This window comes from Alphaproteobacteria bacterium, from assembly GCA_040220875.1.
Classification (GTDB): domain Bacteria; phylum Pseudomonadota; class Alphaproteobacteria; order JAVJVX01; family JAVJVX01; genus JAVJVX01.
Map to the genome: position 1 here is coordinate 201174 of JAVJVX010000005.1, position 19576 is coordinate 220749.

Here is a 19576-nt window from a genome sequence, read left to right on the forward strand (position 1 = left end):
GCGCCCGCTTTCTCGCGCCGGGCGGACGCGGGCGGAGACCGCAAAGCAAGGACCGGGCGTCCCATCAGGCCACGAGGCAGCGCGCGATGTTCGCGAAGCTGCGCCGGAAGACATCGGCCAGGAATGCGGCCCCATCCGGCTCGAATCCGGCCGGCGCATCTTCCGCCGCGCCAAAGCGGCAGGACCATTCGATCAGCGTGGTATCATCGGCCGTGACCGGGCGCAGTTCGAGCCAGCCGACATAGTCGCGAAGCGGAACGGGCGAGCGGATGATGGCGTAGGTATATCGGTGCTCCTCCTCGGAGCGATCGACCTGAATGCCGAGAATCTGCGAGCCATCCTTCTGGGTCGTCAGGCGCACGCAACCCACGGCCGTGCCGGGCAATCCGTTTTGAAGCTCGCTCGCCACAATGTCCGGCTGCCAATCCGGCATCGAATTGAAGTCCCCCACCAGCGCCCAGACCCGTGACACCGGATGAGGAATGACCGCACTTTCGTGAACACGGATCATCTGTCCCCACTCTCGTCTCGTTTCGTGCGCCCGGATTGTACGGAGTCAGGCCCGATCTCGAAAAGCGCTTCTTCGGGACCCGGCCCGGGCCTGGTGGACGCCGGCGGGCGCCTCACTTATAGAAGGAGCCTGATTTCCGGCACGGAACGGGTTCCGAATGAGCATCTGGGGCAAAATTATCGGCGGCGCGGCGGGCTTCGCCCTGGGCGGCCCGCTGGGCGCCATCCTGGGGGTCGCAGCCGGCCACGCAATCGACCGCAACCTGCCCGGCAAGGGCGCGGCCGGGGCCGATACGGCGCAGGCGGCCTTTACCGTGGCGCTCATCGTGCTGGCCGCCAAACTGGCCAAGGCCGATGGGCACGTCACCCGTGACGAGGTGGACGCCTTCAAGCGCCTCTTTCATATTCCGCCTGAGGAAAGCCGGAATGTCGCCCGCATTTTCGACGCGGCCAAGAAGGATGCGACCGGATTCGAGCCCTATGCGGCGCAGGTCGCGGGATTTTTCCGCCGCTCGCCCGCCGTCCTCGAGGAACTGCTTGACGCCCTGTTCCACATCGCGCGCGCCGACGGGGATGTCAGTCCGAGCGAAATCGCCTATCTGCGCGAGGTGGCCCGCATCTTCGGACTTGGGGAGCGGGAGTTCGAGCGCGTCAGCGCGGCCAGCGACGCGGCGCAAAAAAGCGACCCTTATGGTGTGCTGGGGCTTGACCGTTCGGCCAGCGATGATGACATCAAGAAGACCTATCGTCGGCTCATTCGCGAGAACCATCCCGACAAGCTGATCGCCGAGGGCATGCCCGATGACTTCATCGAGCTGGCAAACGAGCGGATGGCCACGATCAATGCCGCGTATGACCAGATCGAAAAAGAACGCCGCCTTTAAGGCACGATCCCCGCACACCATCCTCGCATAGGCACGATCCTCACAAAATGGCTGATCCTCCCATCCTGGCGTTACGCGACGGCACGGTTTCCTTCGGACAGAAGCCGGTTTTCAGGGACGTCTCCATTTTCCTCAATCGCGGAGACAGGGCCTGCCTGATCGGGCGCAATGGCTCCGGCAAGTCCACCTTGATGAAAACACTGATCGGCGAAATCGAGCTCGACGCCGGGGAACGCTATGTCGAGCCAGGGGCGCGTATCGTCTACCTGCGCCAGGAGCCGCAATTCGATCCCGACACCGCCTGCCGCGATATCGTCCTCTCGGGCCTGCCGCCACGACTGCCGACCGAAAACGAGTCGGACCGTACACACATGGCCGAGGCCGCGCTGGACGAGATCGAGCTGGCGCCGGCGCTGAAGGCGGGTGAGTTGTCGGGCGGGCAGGCGCGCCGTCTGGCCCTTGCCCGGGCGTTCGCCGGCGAGCCCGATGTGCTGCTCCTCGACGAGCCGACCAATCATCTTGATTTGCGGATGATCCGATGGCTTGAGGACAGGCTCAAACGTTTTCGGGGCGCACTTTTGATGGTCAGTCACGATCGCGCCTTCCTCCGCGCGCTCGGCACCAGCATCCTCTGGCTCGAACGCGGCAAGCTGCGCCAGACGGCCCGCAATTTTTCGGCATTCGATGAATGGTCCGAAGAAGTGCTCGAAGCGGAAGAAAAAGAACTCGCACGGCTCGACACCAGGATCGCGCAGGAAATTCATTGGCTGCATCGGGGCGTGACAGCGCGCCGCCGGCGGAATATGGGGCGGCTGGCACGGCTGGCGGAAATGCGCGACAGGCGGGCCGCCCGGACCGATCCGGCGCGCCGCGCCAAGCTTCAGATTACCGCCGACGACGACCCGAGCAAGCTGGTGCTGGAGGCGCATCGGGCATCGTTCACTTATCCGGATCAGGACCGGCCGACCATCCGGCCCTTCTCGACCCGCATCCTCAAGGGCGACCGTGTCGGTCTGGTCGGACCCAACGGGGCCGGCAAGACAACGCTCTTGCGTATGCTGATCGGCGAACTGCCGCCGACCGGGGGGAAAATCCGCTTCGGCGCGGCCCTCAAGACCGCTTATTTCGATCAGAACCGCGCGCAACTCGATCCGGCCGCGACCCTTTGGACCACATTATGCGAAGACGGCGGAGACACGGTTTTCGTCAATGGCCGGGTGCGCCACGTCGTCGCCTACCTCAAGGATTTCCTGTTCTCACCCGATCAGGCGCGCCAGCCCGTGGGCAGTCTTTCGGGCGGCGAGCGCAATCGCCTGATGCTGGCGCGGATCCTGACCAAGCCGAGCAACCTTCTCGTGCTCGACGAGCCGACCAACGATCTCGACATGGATACGCTCGACCTGCTGCAGGAAACGCTTGACGACTACGATGGCACGCTGCTCATCGTCAGCCATGACCGGGACTTCCTGGACCGGCTGGTCACCAGCGTCATCGTCCTCGACGGATCCGGCCAGGCCGATGAGTTCGTCGGCGGCTACAGCGAATACGCCCGGCGGATCGGCGACGTTTTCGGGTCGGGAGGCGGTCGGGCCAACAAGTCCGCCCGAGAGGGCCGAACGAATGAGGCCGGCAAGACGAAGTCGGCGCGGCCCACACGTCTCAGCTACAAGGACCAGCGCGATCTGGATCTTCTGCCCGACCGGATCGCGCAGCTCGAAGCGCAAAAGGCCGGGCTGGAAAAGAAACTTGCCGATCCCGCGCTTTATCAGAATGATCCGCATGATTTTGAACGCCTGGCGGCCGAACTGGAAGCCCGTCAGGCGGAGCTGGCGGCAGCGGAACAGCGTTGGCTCGATCTTGAAACCTTGCGCGAGACGATCGAGGCGGGAAAGCCGGGCTAGCCATGCGGACCGAGATCATCAGTCACCCGTCGCCCAATTGCGAGGACCGTCCGTCCGGGCAGACGGTCGATACGCTGATCATTCATTACACCGGCATGCAGAGCTACCAGGCGGCACTCCGCAACATGTGCGACCCCGCGGCCAAAGTCAGCGCCCATTACATGGTCGGACGCAACGGGCTGCGCTATCGGCTGGTGGATGAGGAACGCCGCGCCTGGCATGCCGGGATGGCGTCCTGGCAGGGGGCGGCCGATATCAACGACCGATCGATCGGGATCGAACTGGTCAATCCCGGCCACGAATGGGGCTACATCCCGTTTCCGGCGGCCCAGATGGCAAGCCTCGAAGCGCTCATATTCGATATTCTGGAACGTCACCCGATCCCGGCCGAGCGTATTCTGGGTCACAGCGACGTGGCACCGCTGCGCAAACAGGACCCGGGCGAATTATTCGACTGGCAGGGGCTCTCGGAAATCGGCCTTGGTGTCTGGCCGGGCGCCGACACGCCCGCCGACACGGTACCGGCACCCGACGATGTCGGCGCAATTCAGACTCTGCTGCGCCGCTTTGGCTATGCCTGCCCCGATACCGGCCGACTTGATGACGAAACGCGGGCCGTGATCCTCGCCTTTCAGCGGCATTTTCAGCCAGAAGCGACCGGCCTGCCGCCCGATCCCGAGATGTGTCGCCGGCTGGCCGATCTGGCACAGCGCTTTGGCGCGCCCTAGCCGTCCTTGACGGGCCGTCACGGCCACCCTACCTAGGTAGTGCCAGATGGCCGGATGGCCGCTCCCGCGACGCTTTTGCCCGCGGGGGAGGAAAGTCCGGGCTCCACGGAAACACGGTGCCGGGTAATGCCCGGCGGGGGCGACCCCAGGGAAAGTGCCACAGAGACCATACCGCCCGGCCCTCGAGCCGGGTAAGGGTGAAAAGGTGCGGTAAGAGCGCACCGCGCGGCCGGTAACGGCGGCGGCAGGGTAAACCCCACCGGGAGCAAGACCAAATAGGGGCGGCAGGCCTGGTTCTGCCAGGCAAGCGGGTTTCCGCGCCGTCGCCCGGGTCGGTCGCGCGAGGCGCCCGGTGACGGGCGTCCCAGATGAATGGCCATCCCCCGCCTCGGCGGGGACAGAACCCGGCTTACAGGCCATCTGGCTTTTTTCTTTCATAACAGGGTCTTGTAAAAATCTGGCCGGGCGCCCGGCCGGTCCGGCCCCAAATAGAACATAAGTAGAACAAAATATTGGTGACCGCAATATTTGGGGGTCCAAATCAAGCCTCCCCCTTTCATTTGGGGGTTGTGCCCCTTCGCGCCGAACCCGACCGGAAAATGGCTGAAAACCCAAGCGGTTACGGTCTATTTCCATTGACGCCCAAAATTACCCATGATATCCCATAACGTCCCAATCCCGGCAAGGATGGGGACGCGCCAGGAGGGGATGCCCGGGCCGATCCCGCCATCCGCATAACGGCGCACTGGGTATCGGCCGAGAGGGGGCCAAGGGCGATGACGCCCGTGGGGACGAACGTGGCGCTGTTTCTTTCCACCTTCGTAAACAAGATCGACCGCAAGGGCCGGGTTTCGGTCCCTGCCCCCTTTCGTGCTGCCCTGGCCGGGCAGAGCTTTCACGGCCTGGTCGCGTTTCGGTCCTACAAGCTGCCCGCCGTGGAGGCCTTCGGTTTCGACCGCATGGAACAGATCTCGCGGAGCGTCGACGGTCTCGACCTGTTTTCCGACCGCCAGGACGATTTGACGGCGACGATTTTCGCCGATGCCCGCCAACTTGCTTTCGATGGCGAGGGGCGGATCATGCTGCCCGAAGATCTGCTGGCCCATGCCGGCATCGCGGAACGCGCCGCCTTTGTCGGCCGTGGCCCCACTTTTCAGATTTGGGAACCCGAAGCCTTTGCCGCGCATCAGGAAACGGCGCGCGCCCGGGTCATCGCCGACGGCGCGACGCTCCACCTCAGTCCGCCGGCCGGGGGCGGAGGCAGCGCGCCATGATGGCGGACGACACCCCTTTCGCCACCAGCCACGCCGCGACAAACAGCGGCCATCTCCCCGTTATGATCGCCGAAGTGCTTGCCTTCCTCGCGCCACATGAGCGGGGAATCTATGTCGATGGCACGTTCGGCGGCGGCGGCTACAGCCGCGCGCTTCTGGCGGGCGGGGCCGGCAAGGTATTCGGCATCGACCGCGACCCGGAAGCTGTGGCGCGCGGGCAGGCGCTGGCCGACGAGCAGCCGGGACGTTTCGTGATGCTGAAGGGAACGTTCGGGCGGATGGACTCGCTCGTACGCGCCAATGGCACCGATTTCGTCGACGGGATCGCCCTCGATCTGGGCGTGTCCTCTTTCCAGCTGGACGACCCGGCGCGCGGCTTTTCTTTCGCCAAGGACGGGCCGCTCGACATGCGTATGAGCCAGGGAGACGGCGGAGACGCGAGTGCGGCCGATCTCGTCAACCAGGCGGAAGAAAAGGAATTGGCCCGGATTTTTCGCGAGTACGGAGAGGAGCGCTTCGCGCGGCGCATCGCCCGCGCGATCATCGAGCGCCGGATGCAGGGCCCCATCACCCGCACGGGCGAACTCGCGGAGATCATTCGGGACGCTGTCCCGGGCGGACGCAGGCAGAAATCGTCCAAGGCCAGCAAGATCGATCCCGCGACTCGCAGTTTTCAGGCGCTCAGGATCGCCGTGAACCACGAAATGGAGGAATTGGACCAGGGGCTGGCGGCGGCAGAGGAACTCCTCCGGCCGGGGGGCCGGTTGGCGGCCGTCTCCTTTCACTCGCTCGAGGACCGCCGGGTCAAATCCTTTCTCCGCCGTCGCAGCGGCGATCGGCCCAGCCCGTCGCGCCATCTGCCGCCGGTCCCCGAGACGCTGGCCGAGCGCCCTGGATTTCGCCAGTTGACCCGCCGGGCGGTGAAACCCGGCGCAGCCGAGATCGCCCGCAATCCCCGCGCCCGCTCGGCCCGGCTGCGGGCGGCCGAACGACTGGCCGCGGCCAGCCCGGGCGGAGGCGCGTGATGCGCCGGTCCACCCTGTTCTCCCTCGCTTTCGCCCTGCTTCTCGGGATCTTCGTCTTCGCCGTGAAGTACCAGGTAATGGATCTTGAACGCGAAGTGACACAACTCAACCGCGACATCCTTTCCAGCGAGGAAGCTATCCACGTGCTCGAGGCCGAATGGAGCTTCCTCAATCAGCCGGACCGGTTGCGCAAACTTTCGGGCAAATATCTCGACCTCGCCCCCGCGCGATCCGATCAGTTCATCACCCTCGACGCATTTCGCCAGCGCTACCCGGATTTACCCGCGACGCCCCGGGCGCCGGCCCGGCCCGAAGCCACGAGCCGGCCCGGCCCCGTCGCTTCGCACGACCGCGGCACCTCGCAGAGCTCCGTCGTCGTCGAACCAGCCGCCCTCACGGGAGGCCATCCATGACCAGAGCCAGACGCAGCGCCTCAGGCCAGGCCGGCACCACGCCCGGAAAACACGGCCGGGTCCAAATGGACGGGCACGTCAAGCAGGCGCTTGAAACCGGGCGCACGCGCATCGTCATCATGAGCGCGCTGTTCGTGCTGGCGTTTTTCGTGGTCGGCCTGCGCCTCTTCGAGGTCATGGCGCTCAACCGCGCGGCCGAGCCGCGACTTGCCAAAATGCCCGAGACAGCGAGCCTGCACATGGCGCGCGCCGATATCGTCGACCGCAACGGCGTGCTGCTCGCGACCAATCTTGCGACCGCCTCACTCTACGCTGAACCGCGTCGCGTGCTGGATCCCGCGGACGCCGCGCGCCGGCTGGTGCGGGTCCTTCCCGGCCTTTCCGAGCCGGAGCTCCGCGCCAAGCTGTCCGGTGGGCGAAGCTTCGTCTGGCTTCAGCGCAACCTGACACCGGGCCAGCAATACGAGGTGAACCGTCTCGGTCTGCCGGGCCTGCAGTTCCTGCGCGAGGAGCGTCGTGTCTATCCGCATGGCCCCGCGGCCGCGCACGTGCTGGGCATGACAAACGTGGACAACGAGGGTCTCTCGGGCGTGGAAAAAGGCCTGGATGATCTTCTGCGCACCAGCCAGTCGCCGGTACGGCTGTCCGTGGATATCCGGGTGCAGAGCATTCTGCGCGATGAGCTTTCGAAGAAGGCCGAAGAATTCAGCGCGAGCGGCGCCGCCGGCATCATGATGGACGTGACCAGCGGCGAAATCATCGCCCTCGTCTCGCTGCCGGACTTCGATCCGAACCAGCCAGGTACGGTGAACGCGGCCACGACGTTCAACCGCATCACGCTCGGCGTCTACGAGATGGGGTCCACCTTCAAAACGTTTTCCACGGCGCTAGCGCTGGAAAAGGGAACGGTCACCCTTTCGGACCAATACGAAACGTCCGACCCGATCCGTATCGCCCGGTTCACCATCCGCGATTTCAAGCCGAAGAAGGGGCCGCTCAGCGTGCCCGAAATCTTCATGTACTCATCCAATATCGGCACCGCCAAGATGGCCATGGATGTCGGCACCCAGGCCCAGCGCGACTTTCTCGACCGGATCGGCCTTCTTTCGACGCCGCACCTCGAACTGCCCGAGATCGGCTCGCCCCTCGTGCCGGCGCGCTGGCGCGACATCAACACCATGACGATTTCCTTCGGCCACGGCCTTGCCGTGACGCCGCTCCAGATGGCGACGGCCACCTCGGCGATCGTCAACGGCGGCACTCTGCCCCGCGCAACGCTGCTTGCCCATGACACGGATGACCGGGTCGAGACCGGCCCGCGTATCATCTCCCCGCGCACGTCCGAAAAAATGCGCCACCTCCTGCGCCTCGCCGTCGAGCACGGCACCGGCAGCCATGCCGTGGCGCCAGGCTACCTTGTGGGCGGCAAGACGGGCACGGCGGAAAAGACGTCGGACGGGCGGTACGGTGAGGGGTTGCTGTCCTCGTTCTCGGCAGCCTTTCCAATCAATGACCCGCGCTACGTGCTGGTCGTTCTGATCGACGACCCGAAAGGTACAAAGGAATCTTTCGGCTACGCGACCGGCGGCTGGACCGCAGCGCCGGTGGTCGGCAGCGTCGTCGAAAAGGCGGCACCCCTGCTTGGCGTGCGCCCGACGCTGCGTTTTCAAGATCCCAAATTCGAAGAACTCCTTACCCATGTGGGAACACGGGGACACTGAGGTGCGGTTGGACGAGGTGCTGGCTTTCCAAGACATACAGGAGTCCGCTGATGCCGCTCGCGCGATCCAGATCGCGGGGCTGACGGCGGATTCCCGCGACGTCCTGCCGGGATTTCTCTTTGCCGCCCTGCCAGGGGCGAAGGCCGACGGCGCGCGTTTCGTGCCCGATGCCATCCGCAACGGAGCGGCGGCAATTCTGGCCGGAACGCAGAGCGATATCACCAATTCGCCGGTGCCCGTAATTCGCACGAGCCGGCCCCGGCGGTCATTCGCCCTGGCCGCCGCCGCCTTCTACAAGGAGCAACCCCATACCATCGCCGCCGTTACCGGAACCAACGGCAAATCATCCGTCGCCTTTTTTGTTGCCCAGCTCTGGCATCGCCTGGGCCTGCCCGCGGCCAGCCTCGGCACGCTCGGACTTTCCGTTCCGGGCCGGCCGGCCGCCGTTCAGGCCGCGGGCGGGCTGACGAGTCCCGATCCGGTCCTGTTGCATCGCCTGCTCGCCCGGCTCGCCAGCGAAGGCATCGACTACCTCGCGCTCGAAGCATCCAGCCACGGACTCGACCAGGCCCGGCTCGACGGCGTGAAAATCGCCGCCGCCGCCTTCACCAACCTGTCGCGCGACCATCTCGATTATCACCCCGACATGGCCGCCTATTTCGCCGCCAAGGCCCGGCTTTTCGACGAGGTCATGGCGCCGGGTGGCGTCGCCGTGCTCAACGCCGACAGCCCCTGTTACGCGCCACTGTGCGAAATTGCCGCCGCCCGCCGCCACCGGGTCGTGAGCTACGGCCGGGCCGGGCGGGATTTGATGCTGCGCGGGGTAACGGCGGACGCGGACGGGCTGTCGTTGACGGTTGCCCATGAGGGAACCGATTTCGAGATGCGGCTTTCCCTTCTGGGCGTGTTCCAGGCCGAGAATGTGCTGGCCGCGGCGGGACTCGTCATGGGGCTCGGCCGACCGTTCCGGGAGATCGTCGCGGAGGCCCCCGCGCTGGTCACCGCGCCGGGCCGGATGGAACGCGTGGCACGCCACCGGGGTGCCGACATTCTGGTTGATTACGCGCACACACCCGATGCGCTCCGCAATGTGCTCGAAGCCGCGAGAGCACATTGCGGAAACCGCCTCGTCGTCGTTTTCGGCGCCGGCGGTGACCGTGACCCTGGCAAGCGTCCCCTCATGGGCGAGGCAGCCGCGCGCGCGGCCGACCGGGTTTTCGTCACCGATGACAATCCGCGGAGCGAAGATCCGGCCGCCATCCGACAGGCGATCCTCCAGGCCTGCCCCGGCGCGCGGGAAATCGCCGGCCGGCGCGAGGCCATCGCAACCGCCATGGAGTCTCTCGCGCCGGATGACCTTCTGATTGTCGCCGGCAAGGGGCACGAGCAGGGCCAGATAATCGGCCAGGCCATCCATCCATTCGACGACCGCGAGATCGTCCGCGAGATCGCGCGGGCCGCCAGGGTCGACGACCGCGAGGGGGAGGCGCGCCCATGACCGCGGCCATGACCGCACTCTGGACATCGGAAGAGGCTGCCCGGGCCACGGGTGGCGCAACCGATCGGCCGTGGCGCGCGAGCGGCGTCTCCATTGACACACGTCGCCTTGAGGCGGGCGATCTGTTCGTGGCGCTGAAGGGCCCCAATTTCGACGGCCATGACTTTGTCGCAGCCGCGTCCGGAAACGGCGCCGCGGCCGCGGTCGTGAGCCGGGACTTCGAGGCCGGACGGGGGACCACACCCTTGCTGCGGGTCGATGATACCACACGAGCACTCCGCGATCTCGGCAAGGCGGCCCGCGCCCGCTGCCCGGCAAAACGCATCGCGATCACCGGCAGTGTCGGCAAGACCGGTACCAAGGAAGCCGTCCGCTGCGGGCTCGCGCCCCAGGGGCGCACCTACGCGAGCGCCGGCAATCTCAATAATGCCTATGGCGTGCCGCTCAGCCTGTCGCGGCTGCCTAGGGATTCCGAATATGCGGTGTTTGAACTGGGCATGAACCACGGGGGCGAGATCAGCGAGCTGACCCGAATGGTGGCACCAAACATCGCCGTCATCACCACGATCGAGCCCGTGCACCTCGAATTCTTCCAGTCCATCGCCGGCGTCGCCGATGCCAAGGCGGAAATCTTCGAAGGCATGACGGGTGGCACGGCGGTCCTCAACCGGGAGAACCCGTTTTTTCACTATCTTTCGGAAAAGGCCGATCGTGCCGGCATTGCCCGCATTCTCTCTTTCGGGGCGCATCCCGACGCGGATGCACGCCTGCACGCCTATCGCTCACAAGAGTTCGCCGGCGAGGCGGGCGCCAATATCGGGAGCGAGATCGGGAGCGAGGTGGAGGCCGTGGTCATGGGCAGCCCGCTTCGCTATGCGATAGGCCTGCCGGGCCGCCATTCGGCGCTGAACAGCCTGGCTGCGCTGGCCGCCATTCATGCCGCGGGGGGCGATATCGAGACGGCGGCCGCACATTTCGCCACGCTCTCGCCGCTGCAGGGAAGGGGTGCGCGCCAGCGTCTTCGTCTCGATTGCGGACCCGTGACCCTGATCGACGAGACCTACAATGCCAGCCCGGCGGCGACACGCGCCGCGCTCCAGGTTTTCGGTGACCTCGCGCCCGAAGGCAACGGGCGGCGGATTTTCGTCCTCGGCGACATGCTCGAACTGGGGCCCGAGGCCGAACGCCTGCACCGGGCGCTGGCCCGGGACATCTCGGCCGCTCAGGTGGCGCGCGTGTTCACCGTCGGCCCGCTCGCCGCTTCCCTGATGGCGGATCTGCCGGCCGACAAGAGAGCCCGGGCCGTGGAACAGGCGGCCGATTTGGCGGAACCGCTTCTCGCCGAGCTTCAGGCCGGCGACATCGTTCTCATCAAGGGGTCTGCCGGGGTGGCGCTACACCGGCTGCGCGACGCCCTGCTCTCCGCCAGCCGTGTTGACCGGCCCGTCCGCGACAGGCCGGCAAAGGAGGCCTGAAGCATGCTCTACAACCTTCTCGTCCCCCTGGCCGACGAGCACGCCATTTTTAATCTTTTTCGTTATCTCACCTTTCGCACCGGCGGCGGTGTCCTGACCGCCCTTTTTATCTGCTTCCTGTTCGGCCGACCGCTCATCGACTGGTTGCGCCGTCAGCAGAAATACGGCCAGCCCATCCGTGACGACGGACCGGAGACGCATATCGTTTCCAAGGCCGGAACACCCACCATGGGCGGGTTTCTCATCCTGATCGCACTCTCGATCAGCACGCTGCTCTGGGCCGACCTCAGCAACGGCTTCGTCTGGATCGTGCTCTTTGTCGCCGTCGGCTTCGGCGCTGTCGGTTTCGCCGACGATTTTCTCAAGATCCGCCGGCGCAGCCATCATGGCGTGCCCGGCAAGCTGCGCATGGCCCTGGAAATCGCCATCGCCCTGGTCGCGGCCTACCTGATCGCCGTCAGCCTGCCCGAAGGCACGGGCACCAGCCTGTCAATTCCGTTTCTCAAGCAGGTGCTGGTGGAATTCGGCTGGCTCTATCTTGCGTTCTCGGTCTTCGTGATCGTGGGTGCTTCCAATGCGGTCAACCTGACGGACGGGCTCGACGGCCTGGCCATCGGACCGGTGATGATCGTGGCCGGCTGCTTTGCCCTGATCGCCTATCTTGTCGGGAACGCGGTCTTCGCCAATTACCTGCAGATCAACTACGTGCCCGGCACGGGCGAGTTGGCCGTTCTCTGCGGCGCGCTGGTCGGCGCGAGCCTCGGTTTCCTCTGGTTCAACGCGCCACCCGCCATGGTCTTTATGGGGGATACGGGTTCGTTGTCCGTCGGCGGCGCCCTGGGCGCGATCAGCGTCGTGACCAAGCACGAACTCGTGCTTGCCATCATCGGCGGGCTGTTCGTCCTGGAAACCGTATCGGTGATCGTTCAGGTCGCCTCCTACAAGCTGACCGGACGGCGCGTGTTCCGCATGGCGCCGTTGCACCACCATTTTGAGAAAAAAGGCTGGGCCGAACCCACGGTGGTGATCCGCTTCTGGATCATCGCCCTGGTGCTTGCCCTGATCGGCCTGTCCACGTTGAAGCTGCGATAGAGGTCCTCGGCACGCCGTGATTACGCTCGATGCATACAAGGAAAAGACGGTTGCCGTGATGGGTCTCGGCGCCTCGGGCCTCGCGACGTTGAAAGCACTTCGCGCCGGCGGCGCGACGGTCCTGGCCTGGGACGACGCACCCGAACGGCGCGCCACCGCGGCAGGTCTGGGGGCAAGCGTGCAGGATCTCGCCGCGGCCGGGTTCGGCGACGCAATCTTGCTGGTGCTGAGCCCGGGAATCCCGCTGAACCACCCCGCGCCCCATCCGGCCGTCGCCCGCGCACGGCGGGACGGCGTGCCGATCACCGGCGACGTCGCGCTTTTGCGCGCAGCCCAGGGCGATGCGTTTTTCATCGCCATTACCGGCACGAACGGCAAATCGACCACCACCGCGCTTGCGGGCCATCTGCTGCGGCAGGCAGGCCGACCCGTCCAGGTGGGCGGAAATCTCGGCCGGCCGGCGCTCGATCTCGACCCTCTCGGTGCCGGTGGAATCTACGTACTGGAGCTGTCCTCCTACCAGCTCGACCTTCTCGACGACCCGGGCTTTGACGTCGCGGTGCTGCTCAATATCTCGCCCGATCATCTTGACCGCCATGGCGGGCTCGCGGGCTATATCGCAGCCAAGCGGCGGATCTTTGAGGGCCGCAAGTTCGGTGATGTCGCCATCGTTGGGGCCGATGACGCGCATTGCCGCGCGATACTCGATACGCTGCGCGAAGACCACGAGCGCACCGTCATCGCCGTTTCCGGATGCGATGCCGGGCCCCGCCGCATTTTTGCCGATGCGAGCGGACGACTGATCGAGACCACGCAGGGCCGCGAGCGGGCGATCGCCGACCTTTCCGCCAGCCTGACCCTGCGCGGCACGCATAACCGGCAGAACGCCGCTGCCGCCGCGGCCGTGGCCAGAACCGTCGGCATTTCCGTGAAGGAAGTGGCTGCCGGGCTGGAAAGCTTTCCCGGGCTTGCCCATCGTCAGGAACTCGTCGCCCGCAAGGGGGATCTGCTGTTCGTGAATGACAGCAAGGCCACGAACGGCGCGGCCGCCGCCCGGGCACTTCAGTCCTACGACAGCGTTTTCTGGATTCTGGGCGGGCGCGCCAAGGCAGACGGGCTGGGCGAGGCGATCGACCATCTCGCGGCCGTCCGCCACGCCTACGCCATCGGCGAAGCGGGCCCGGATTTCGCCGGCCGGCTGAAGGGCCGGGTTCCCGTCACCCTCTCCCGCGATCTGGCCACCGCCCTGGGAGACGCTGAAAGGGACGCAAGCGGAGACCCGCAGGCGGGCGAGAAGGTAATCCTCCTGTCGCCGGCCGCCGCCTCCTTCGACCAGTTCCGGAATTTCGAGGAAAGGGGTGATTGTTTTCGCGCCCTCGTCCTCGGGGAGGCGGCCGCGTGAACAGTTTTGCCCGCACCGATACGAGCACGCTGGGCCGCTGGTGGTGGACGGTGGACCACTGGCTGCTGGGGGCCCTGGCAGCACTGATTTTCGTCGGCGCGCTGCTGACCCTGGCCGCGAGCCCCCCCGTGGCGGAGCGGGTCGGCCTCGATTCCTTCCACTTCGTCAAGCGCCAGTGGATGATCCTGCCTGTCGCCGTCATGATCATGGTCGGCGTGTCCCTGCTCAGCCCGCAGAACATCCGGCGGACCGCTGTCGTGGTGTTCGTCGCCTCGGTCGGCCTTCTCGTCCTCACGCTGCTGGTCGGCCCCGAGATCAAGGGCGCGCGACGCTGGCTGCCGGTGATGAGCTTTTCGCTGCAGCCCTCGGAGATCGCCAAGCCCGCCTTTGCCGTCGTCACCGCCTGGATGTTCGCGGAGCACCGTTTGCGGCCCGAATTCCCGGGCTACCGCATCGGCGCGGCTCTTCTCATGCTGATGATCGGCCTGCTTGTCCTGCAGCCGGATCTCGGCATGACGGTGGTGGTGAGTACCGTCTGGTTCACCCAGTTGTTTGCCGCCGGCCTCCCGATGATCTTCGTCATCCTGCTGGGCATCCTCGGGATCGGCGGACTGGTCGGTGCCTATTTCCTGCTGCCCCACGTCGCCAGCCGGATTGACCGCTTTCTCGATCCCGCCGCCGGCGACAGCTACCAGATCAACCGATCCCTCGAAGCGTTCGCCAATGGCGGCATCTTCGGCCGTGGCCCGGGCGAAGGGGTGATAAAGACCATGCTGCCCGACGCCCATGCCGATTTCATTTTTTCGGTCGCGGGAGAGGAGTTCGGGCTGATCGCCTGCCTCCTGCTGGTGGCGCTGTTCGCCTTTGTCGTAATCCGCGGTCTCGGGCGGCTGCTGCAGGACCAAAATTTCTTCGTCATGCTGGCCGGCACGGGACTTGTCGTCATGTTCGGCGTGCAGGCGCTGGTGAACATGGGCTCGTCCCTGCATCTCCTGCCGACGAAGGGCATGACGCTGCCCTTTATCAGCTACGGCGGCTCATCGCTGATCGGGCTGGCCTTCGCCATGGGCATGGTGCTGGGGCTTACCCGACGCCGCCCCCATCAGGGAGGCAGCGCATGAAGGCCGATACGCCGCGCCATCCCGCGATCGTGCTTGCCTCCGGCGGCACTGGCGGCCATGTCTTCCCGGCCGACGCGCTGGCACGAGAACTCGTCCGTCGCGGCATATCCGTCTATCTGTTCACCGACAAGCGGGGCGCGGCCTTTGGTGCCGCACCCGGGGCCGAGACAGGCGAGATCGGCGTACGCACTGTCCCGGCCGCCCGCTTGGCGCGAAATCCGCTCCGCCTGGGCCACACCCTGGTCCAGCTCGGCAGGGGCGTCTGCCTCGCGCGTCGGGCCCTCAAGGCAGTCGACGCGGCGGCGGTGGTCGGTTTCGGCGGGTATCCGTCCCTGCCGACGCTGATGGCCGCCCGACTCTTGCGTCTTCCGATCATCCTGCACGAACAGAACGCCGTGCTCGGCCGCGCCAACCGCCTCATGGCCCCGGCGGCCCGGATCATCGCCACCAGCTTCGCCGCGGTGAAATTTCTCAAGCCCCGCGCGGATCAGAAAGTGGTGCTGACCGGTAATCCGGTCCGGGCCGAGATCGCTGATATCGGCGCCCGGACATTTCATCATCCGGCGCCAAGCGGTCCGGTCGGTCTGCTGGTCTTTGGCGGCAGTCAGGGTGCTGCCATCTTTTCCCGCGTGGTGCCCGAAGCGCTTGCGCGCCTCGACTCCTCGCTCCGGACCCGAATCAAGGTGGTCCAGCAATGCCGCGAGGAGGACCTTGAGCGCGTGCGCACGATCTATGCCGCCGCCGGGATCGAGGCCGAGACCCGGACTTTCTTCGACGACATGCCCGCTCGGCTGGTCGCCGCCCATCTGGTGATCGCGCGTGCTGGCGCTTCCACCGTCGCCGAACTGGCGGCCGCCCACCGGCCCGCCGTTCTTGTCCCCTACCCCCATGCGGCCGACAACCACCAGCGTGCCAATGCCGAAGCCATGGCCGCCGCCGGCGCGGCGGTGGTGATCCCCGAAGACGCGTTCGATGCGGAACGTCTGGCCGACCACCTCGCCGATCTGTTGCGGGGTGGCGCGACCGGGCTGCGCAAGACGGCGAGCGCCGCAGGACGAATCGCCAGGCCCGCCGCCGCCCGACATCTCGCCGATCTTGTCCTTGCCGTCACACCGTCCCTCGATGCCGGCGAAGACAGCGAAGGAACCACCCGCAGCACCTACATCCGCCAGGAGGCCATCCGATGACCACGCACCGCATGCTGCCCTTGCCATTGGGCACGCTTCACTTCATCGGCATCGGCGGAATCGGCATGAGCGGTATCGCCGAGATCCTGGTGAATCTGGGTTACAAGGTTCAGGGCAGCGACATGACGGAGAACGCCAATGTCCGTCGCCTGCGCGACCTCGGCGTGCACGTCTCCATCGGCCACAAGGCCGAAAATCTGGATGGTGCCTCGGTCGTCGTCACCTCGAGCGCCGTCAAACCCGGCAACGTCGAGCTTGAAACGGCGCGGGCCCGGCTTCTGCCCGTGGTCCGCCGGGCGGAGATGCTGGCCGAATTGATGCGTCTGAAATGGTCCATCGCGGTGGGCGGGACTCATGGCAAGACCACCACGACGTCCCTGATCGCGGCGCTGCTTGATGCCGCCGGGCTGGATCCCACGGTAATCAACGGCGGAATAATCAACGCCTATGGCACCAACGCGCGCCTGGGCGAAGGCGACTGGATGGTCGTGGAGGCCGACGAGTCCGACGGCACCTTCACCAAGCTGCCGGCGACCGTTGCCGCCGTCACCAATATCGACCCCGAGCATCTCGATTTTTACGGCTCCTTCGACAAGGTCCGCGAAGCCTTTACGGATTTCGTCGAGAACATCCCGTTTTATGGTTTCGCCGTTCTGTGCGTCGATCACCCGGAGGTGCAATCCCTGATCGCGCGGGTCCAGGACCGGCGCATCATCACCTACGGGCTGGGGCCGCAGGCCGACATCCGGGCCGTAAACATGGCCTCTTCGGTCGAGGGCGTGCGCTTCGATATCGCGTTCGCCAACCGCCAGAAGGGAACCGAACATCTCATCACCGGAATCACCCTGCCGATGCTGGGCCGGCACAACGTGCAGAACGCGCTCGCGGCGGCGGCGATCATCCTCACGATGGGGCTCGACGAGCGGATCATCCGCAAGGGCTTTCGCACCTTCGGCGGCGTGAAGCGCCGCTTCACCATCACAGGTACCGCCGGGGGCATTACCGTGATCGATGATTACGGTCATCATCCGGTCGAGATCGCGGCCGTTGTCGGCGCCGCGCAGGCGGCGACCGAGGGTCGCGTCATTGCCGTCATCCAGCCCCATCGGTATTCGCGCCTCCAGGCGCTTTTCGAGGATTTTTGCGCCTGCCTGAATGACGCGGACGTGGTGATCGTGGCCGATGTGTACGCCGCCGGCGAGGCACCGATCGAGGGAATCGACCGCGACGCACTGGTCCGCGGACTGACCGCGCACGGGCACCGCCAGGCCATCGCGCTTGAAACCCCGTCCGACCTCGCCCGCATGATCGCCGATATGGCGGAACCGGGTGATCTCGTCGTCTGTCTCGGCGCGGGCTCGATCACCAACTGGGCGCAGTCGCTGCCCGGCGAACTGGAGGCGCAACTGCCCACGCCCTCGCACGCAGCGACGGCTAATGGCGAAGGCGGAGCCCGGGCATGATGGTCGGCGTACGCAAGATCACCGACCGCCTGATCGACCGGCTGCCGCCGGTGCGGGGCACCTATATCGAGGACGCCCCGCTGGGAGGCATGACCTGGTTTCGGGTTGGCGGCGCGGCCGAAACCCTGTTCCAGCCGGCCGACGCGGATGATCTGGCGGCTTTCCTCGCCGCCCGTCCCAAGGACATTCCCGTCACCATGCTCGGGCTGGGATCGAATCTCCTTGTCCGCGATGGCGGCGTGCCCGGGGTGGTGATCCATATGGGCAAGCCCTTCGCCGAGATCACGGTCGAGGACGGCACGATCCATGCGGGCGCCGGCGCGGCCGGACTCAAGGTCGCCAATGCGGCCGCGGCGGGCGGTCTCGCGGGTCTTGAGTTCCTGGCCGGGATTCCGGGGACGGTCGGCGGCGCCATCCGCATGAATGCGGGCGCCTACGGGCACGAGGTCAGCGAGGTGCTGATCGATGCCGACACGATTTCGGGCATGGGGCGGCGCGAGCGGATTCCCGCCCGCGCCCTCGATTTCGGCTACCGCCACAGCGCGCTTCCGCCGGATTCGGTCGTGATCGGCGGCACGTTCCATGCCCGTCGCGGCGATCCCGCGAAGATTCGTGCCCGGATCGCGGAAATTCGCGCCGCTCGCGAGGCAAGCCAGCCGCTGCGGACACGCACCGGCGGCAGCACGTTCAAGAACCCGCCGGGCGCAAACGCGCCCAAGGCGTGGGAACTCATCGATGCGGCCGGCTGCCGCGGACTGTCACGCGGCGGCGCCATGGTTTCGGATCTGCACTGCAATTTCCTGATCAATACGGGCACCGCGACCGCAGCCGATCTTGAAGAACTGGGTGAAGAAGTACGCCGGCGCGTGCGCGAGACGAGCGGGATCGAACTGGATTGGGAAATCCGCCGGGTCGGTCTGCCGGGGCCGAGTGGCCAACGTGGCCTGAAAGGCGGCCTGACATGAGCCGGCGCGTTCTCGTCCTCAAAGGCGGCTGGTCGGCCGAGCGAGAGGTCTCTCTCGCGACCGGCGCCAACGTGACCCGGGCGCTCACGGAACTCGGCCACGACGTGATCGAAATCGATGCCGGGCATGACCTTCCGGCACGGATCACGGCGGTCTCGCCCGCGCCCGAGGTGGTGTTCAACGCGCTGCACGGCACCGGCGGCGAGGACGGGACCGTGCAAGGACTGCTCGAGGTGCTGGGCCTGCCCTACACCCATTCCCGCGTTCTGGCGTCCGCGCTCGCCATGCACAAGCCCACTGCAAAAAAACTGTTCGCTCAGGCTGGGCTTGCCTGTCCGCGCGGCCGGGTCATGACGAAACGCGAGCTTCTGGCGGGCGAGCCGATGGCCCGGCCCTTCGTGATCAAGCCCGTCGGGGAAGGGTCAAGCGTCGGGGTCCGCATCGTGGACGAAAATGATCCGGCCCTCGGAGATACCGGATTTGACTGGCCCTGGGCCGACCGGGTGCTTGTCGAGGAATTTATCCCGGGGCGCGAGATCACAGTTGCGGTCAAGGGCGGCGAGGCTCTGGGCGTGCTGGAAATCCGGGCAGCGACAAGCTTTTACGATTACGAGGCGAAATATACGCCCGGACGGTCCGACCACATTTTGCCCGCCGAGTTGCCGGCCGACATCTATGCCGCCGCCATGGCCATCGCCCGCGACGCCCATGCCTGTCTTGGCTGCCGCGGCGTCACGCGCGCCGATCTGCGCTTCGACGACATGTCCTCGCTGGCGCCGCGCCTCGCCCTTCTCGAAGTCAACACCCAGCCCGGCCTGACCCCGACCTCGCTGGTCCCCGAAATCGCGGCCCATGCCGGGATCGCTTTCCCCGATCTGGTGAACTGGATGGTGGAGGACGCCCTATGCCGCGGCTGA

Annotated in this window: 17 protein-coding genes and 1 other RNA gene; 17 read left to right on the forward strand and 1 reads right to left on the reverse strand. The window is 66.2% G+C overall.

Annotation, left to right across the window (positions count from 1 at the left end; genetic code table 11):
* Window positions 1-64: 64 nt before the first annotated feature.
* Window positions 65-511 (reverse strand): SRPBCC family protein, encoded by a 447-nt coding sequence (locus RLQ26_03245; protein ID MEQ9087737.1) that lies wholly within the window; start codon window positions 509-511, stop codon window positions 65-67.
* Window positions 512-668: 157 nt separating this feature from the next.
* Between RLQ26_03245 and RLQ26_03250 the strand changes: the two genes are divergently transcribed.
* The 17 genes from RLQ26_03250 (at window position 669) to RLQ26_03330 (ending at window position 19576) form a co-directional block, all read left to right on the forward strand.
* Window positions 669-1394, forward strand: coding sequence for a TerB family tellurite resistance protein (locus RLQ26_03250; protein ID MEQ9087738.1), 726 nt, complete (start codon window positions 669-671; stop codon window positions 1392-1394).
* 47 nt (window positions 1395-1441) lie between these two features.
* The gene (locus RLQ26_03255) at window positions 1442-3295 is read left to right on the forward strand and encodes an ABC-F family ATP-binding cassette domain-containing protein (protein ID MEQ9087739.1); all 1854 of its coding nucleotides are present in this window, start codon (window positions 1442-1444) and stop codon (window positions 3293-3295) included.
* Between the two features lie 2 nt (window positions 3296-3297).
* On the forward strand, window positions 3298-4023 hold the full coding sequence (locus RLQ26_03260) for an N-acetylmuramoyl-L-alanine amidase (GenBank protein MEQ9087740.1): 726 nt from the start codon (window positions 3298-3300) through the stop codon (window positions 4021-4023).
* A 42-nt stretch (window positions 4024-4065) separates the two neighbouring features.
* An RNA gene (rnpB, locus tag RLQ26_03265) (RNase P RNA component class A) lies at window positions 4066-4451 on the forward strand.
* Window positions 4452-4799: 348 nt separating this feature from the next.
* Window positions 4800-5297 carry a division/cell wall cluster transcriptional repressor MraZ gene (gene mraZ / locus RLQ26_03270; GenBank protein MEQ9087741.1) on the forward strand — a complete coding sequence of 166 codons (498 nt, stop codon included), beginning with the start codon at window positions 4800-4802 and terminating at the stop codon, window positions 5295-5297.
* Window positions 5294-6322, forward strand: coding sequence for a 16S rRNA (cytosine(1402)-N(4))-methyltransferase RsmH (gene rsmH, locus RLQ26_03275; protein MEQ9087742.1), 1029 nt, complete (start codon window positions 5294-5296; stop codon window positions 6320-6322). Before mraZ ends, rsmH begins: the two co-directional genes overlap by 4 nt.
* Window positions 6322-6735, forward strand: a complete 414-nt coding sequence (locus RLQ26_03280; GenBank protein ID MEQ9087743.1) for a hypothetical protein — start codon at window positions 6322-6324, stop codon at window positions 6733-6735. The genes rsmH and RLQ26_03280 overlap by 1 nt, the downstream gene beginning before the upstream one ends.
* Window positions 6732-8456, forward strand: coding sequence for a penicillin-binding protein 2 (locus RLQ26_03285; GenBank protein MEQ9087744.1), 1725 nt, complete (start codon window positions 6732-6734; stop codon window positions 8454-8456). Before RLQ26_03280 ends, RLQ26_03285 begins: the two co-directional genes overlap by 4 nt.
* A 1-nt stretch (window position 8457) precedes the next feature.
* A complete protein-coding gene (locus RLQ26_03290; GenBank protein ID MEQ9087745.1) occupies window positions 8458-9954 on the forward strand; it encodes a UDP-N-acetylmuramoyl-L-alanyl-D-glutamate--2,6-diaminopimelate ligase in 1497 nt (498 codons plus the stop codon).
* On the forward strand, window positions 9951-11429 hold the full coding sequence (gene murF / locus RLQ26_03295; GenBank protein MEQ9087746.1) for a UDP-N-acetylmuramoyl-tripeptide--D-alanyl-D-alanine ligase: 1479 nt from the start codon (window positions 9951-9953) through the stop codon (window positions 11427-11429). Before RLQ26_03290 ends, murF begins: the two co-directional genes overlap by 4 nt.
* A gap of 3 nt (window positions 11430-11432) precedes the next feature.
* A complete protein-coding gene (mraY, locus tag RLQ26_03300; protein ID MEQ9087747.1) occupies window positions 11433-12521 on the forward strand; it encodes a phospho-N-acetylmuramoyl-pentapeptide-transferase in 1089 nt (362 codons plus the stop codon).
* A gap of 16 nt (window positions 12522-12537) precedes the next feature.
* Window positions 12538-13923 carry a UDP-N-acetylmuramoyl-L-alanine--D-glutamate ligase gene (murD, locus tag RLQ26_03305; protein MEQ9087748.1) on the forward strand — a complete coding sequence of 462 codons (1386 nt, stop codon included), beginning with the start codon at window positions 12538-12540 and terminating at the stop codon, window positions 13921-13923.
* On the forward strand, window positions 13920-15044 hold the full coding sequence (locus tag RLQ26_03310; GenBank protein ID MEQ9087749.1) for a putative peptidoglycan glycosyltransferase FtsW: 1125 nt from the start codon (window positions 13920-13922) through the stop codon (window positions 15042-15044). The genes murD and RLQ26_03310 overlap by 4 nt, the downstream gene beginning before the upstream one ends.
* Window positions 15041-16231 (forward strand): undecaprenyldiphospho-muramoylpentapeptide beta-N-acetylglucosaminyltransferase, encoded by a 1191-nt coding sequence (gene murG / locus RLQ26_03315; GenBank protein MEQ9087750.1) that lies wholly within the window; start codon window positions 15041-15043, stop codon window positions 16229-16231. The genes RLQ26_03310 and murG overlap by 4 nt, the downstream gene beginning before the upstream one ends.
* Window positions 16228-17694 carry a UDP-N-acetylmuramate--L-alanine ligase gene (murC, locus tag RLQ26_03320; protein ID MEQ9087751.1) on the forward strand — a complete coding sequence of 489 codons (1467 nt, stop codon included), beginning with the start codon at window positions 16228-16230 and terminating at the stop codon, window positions 17692-17694. The genes murG and murC overlap by 4 nt, the downstream gene beginning before the upstream one ends.
* A complete protein-coding gene (gene murB / locus RLQ26_03325; GenBank protein ID MEQ9087752.1) occupies window positions 17694-18659 on the forward strand; it encodes a UDP-N-acetylmuramate dehydrogenase in 966 nt (321 codons plus the stop codon). Before murC ends, murB begins: the two co-directional genes overlap by 1 nt.
* Window positions 18656-19576, forward strand: coding sequence for a D-alanine--D-alanine ligase (locus RLQ26_03330; protein ID MEQ9087753.1), 921 nt, complete (start codon window positions 18656-18658; stop codon window positions 19574-19576). The genes murB and RLQ26_03330 overlap by 4 nt, the downstream gene beginning before the upstream one ends.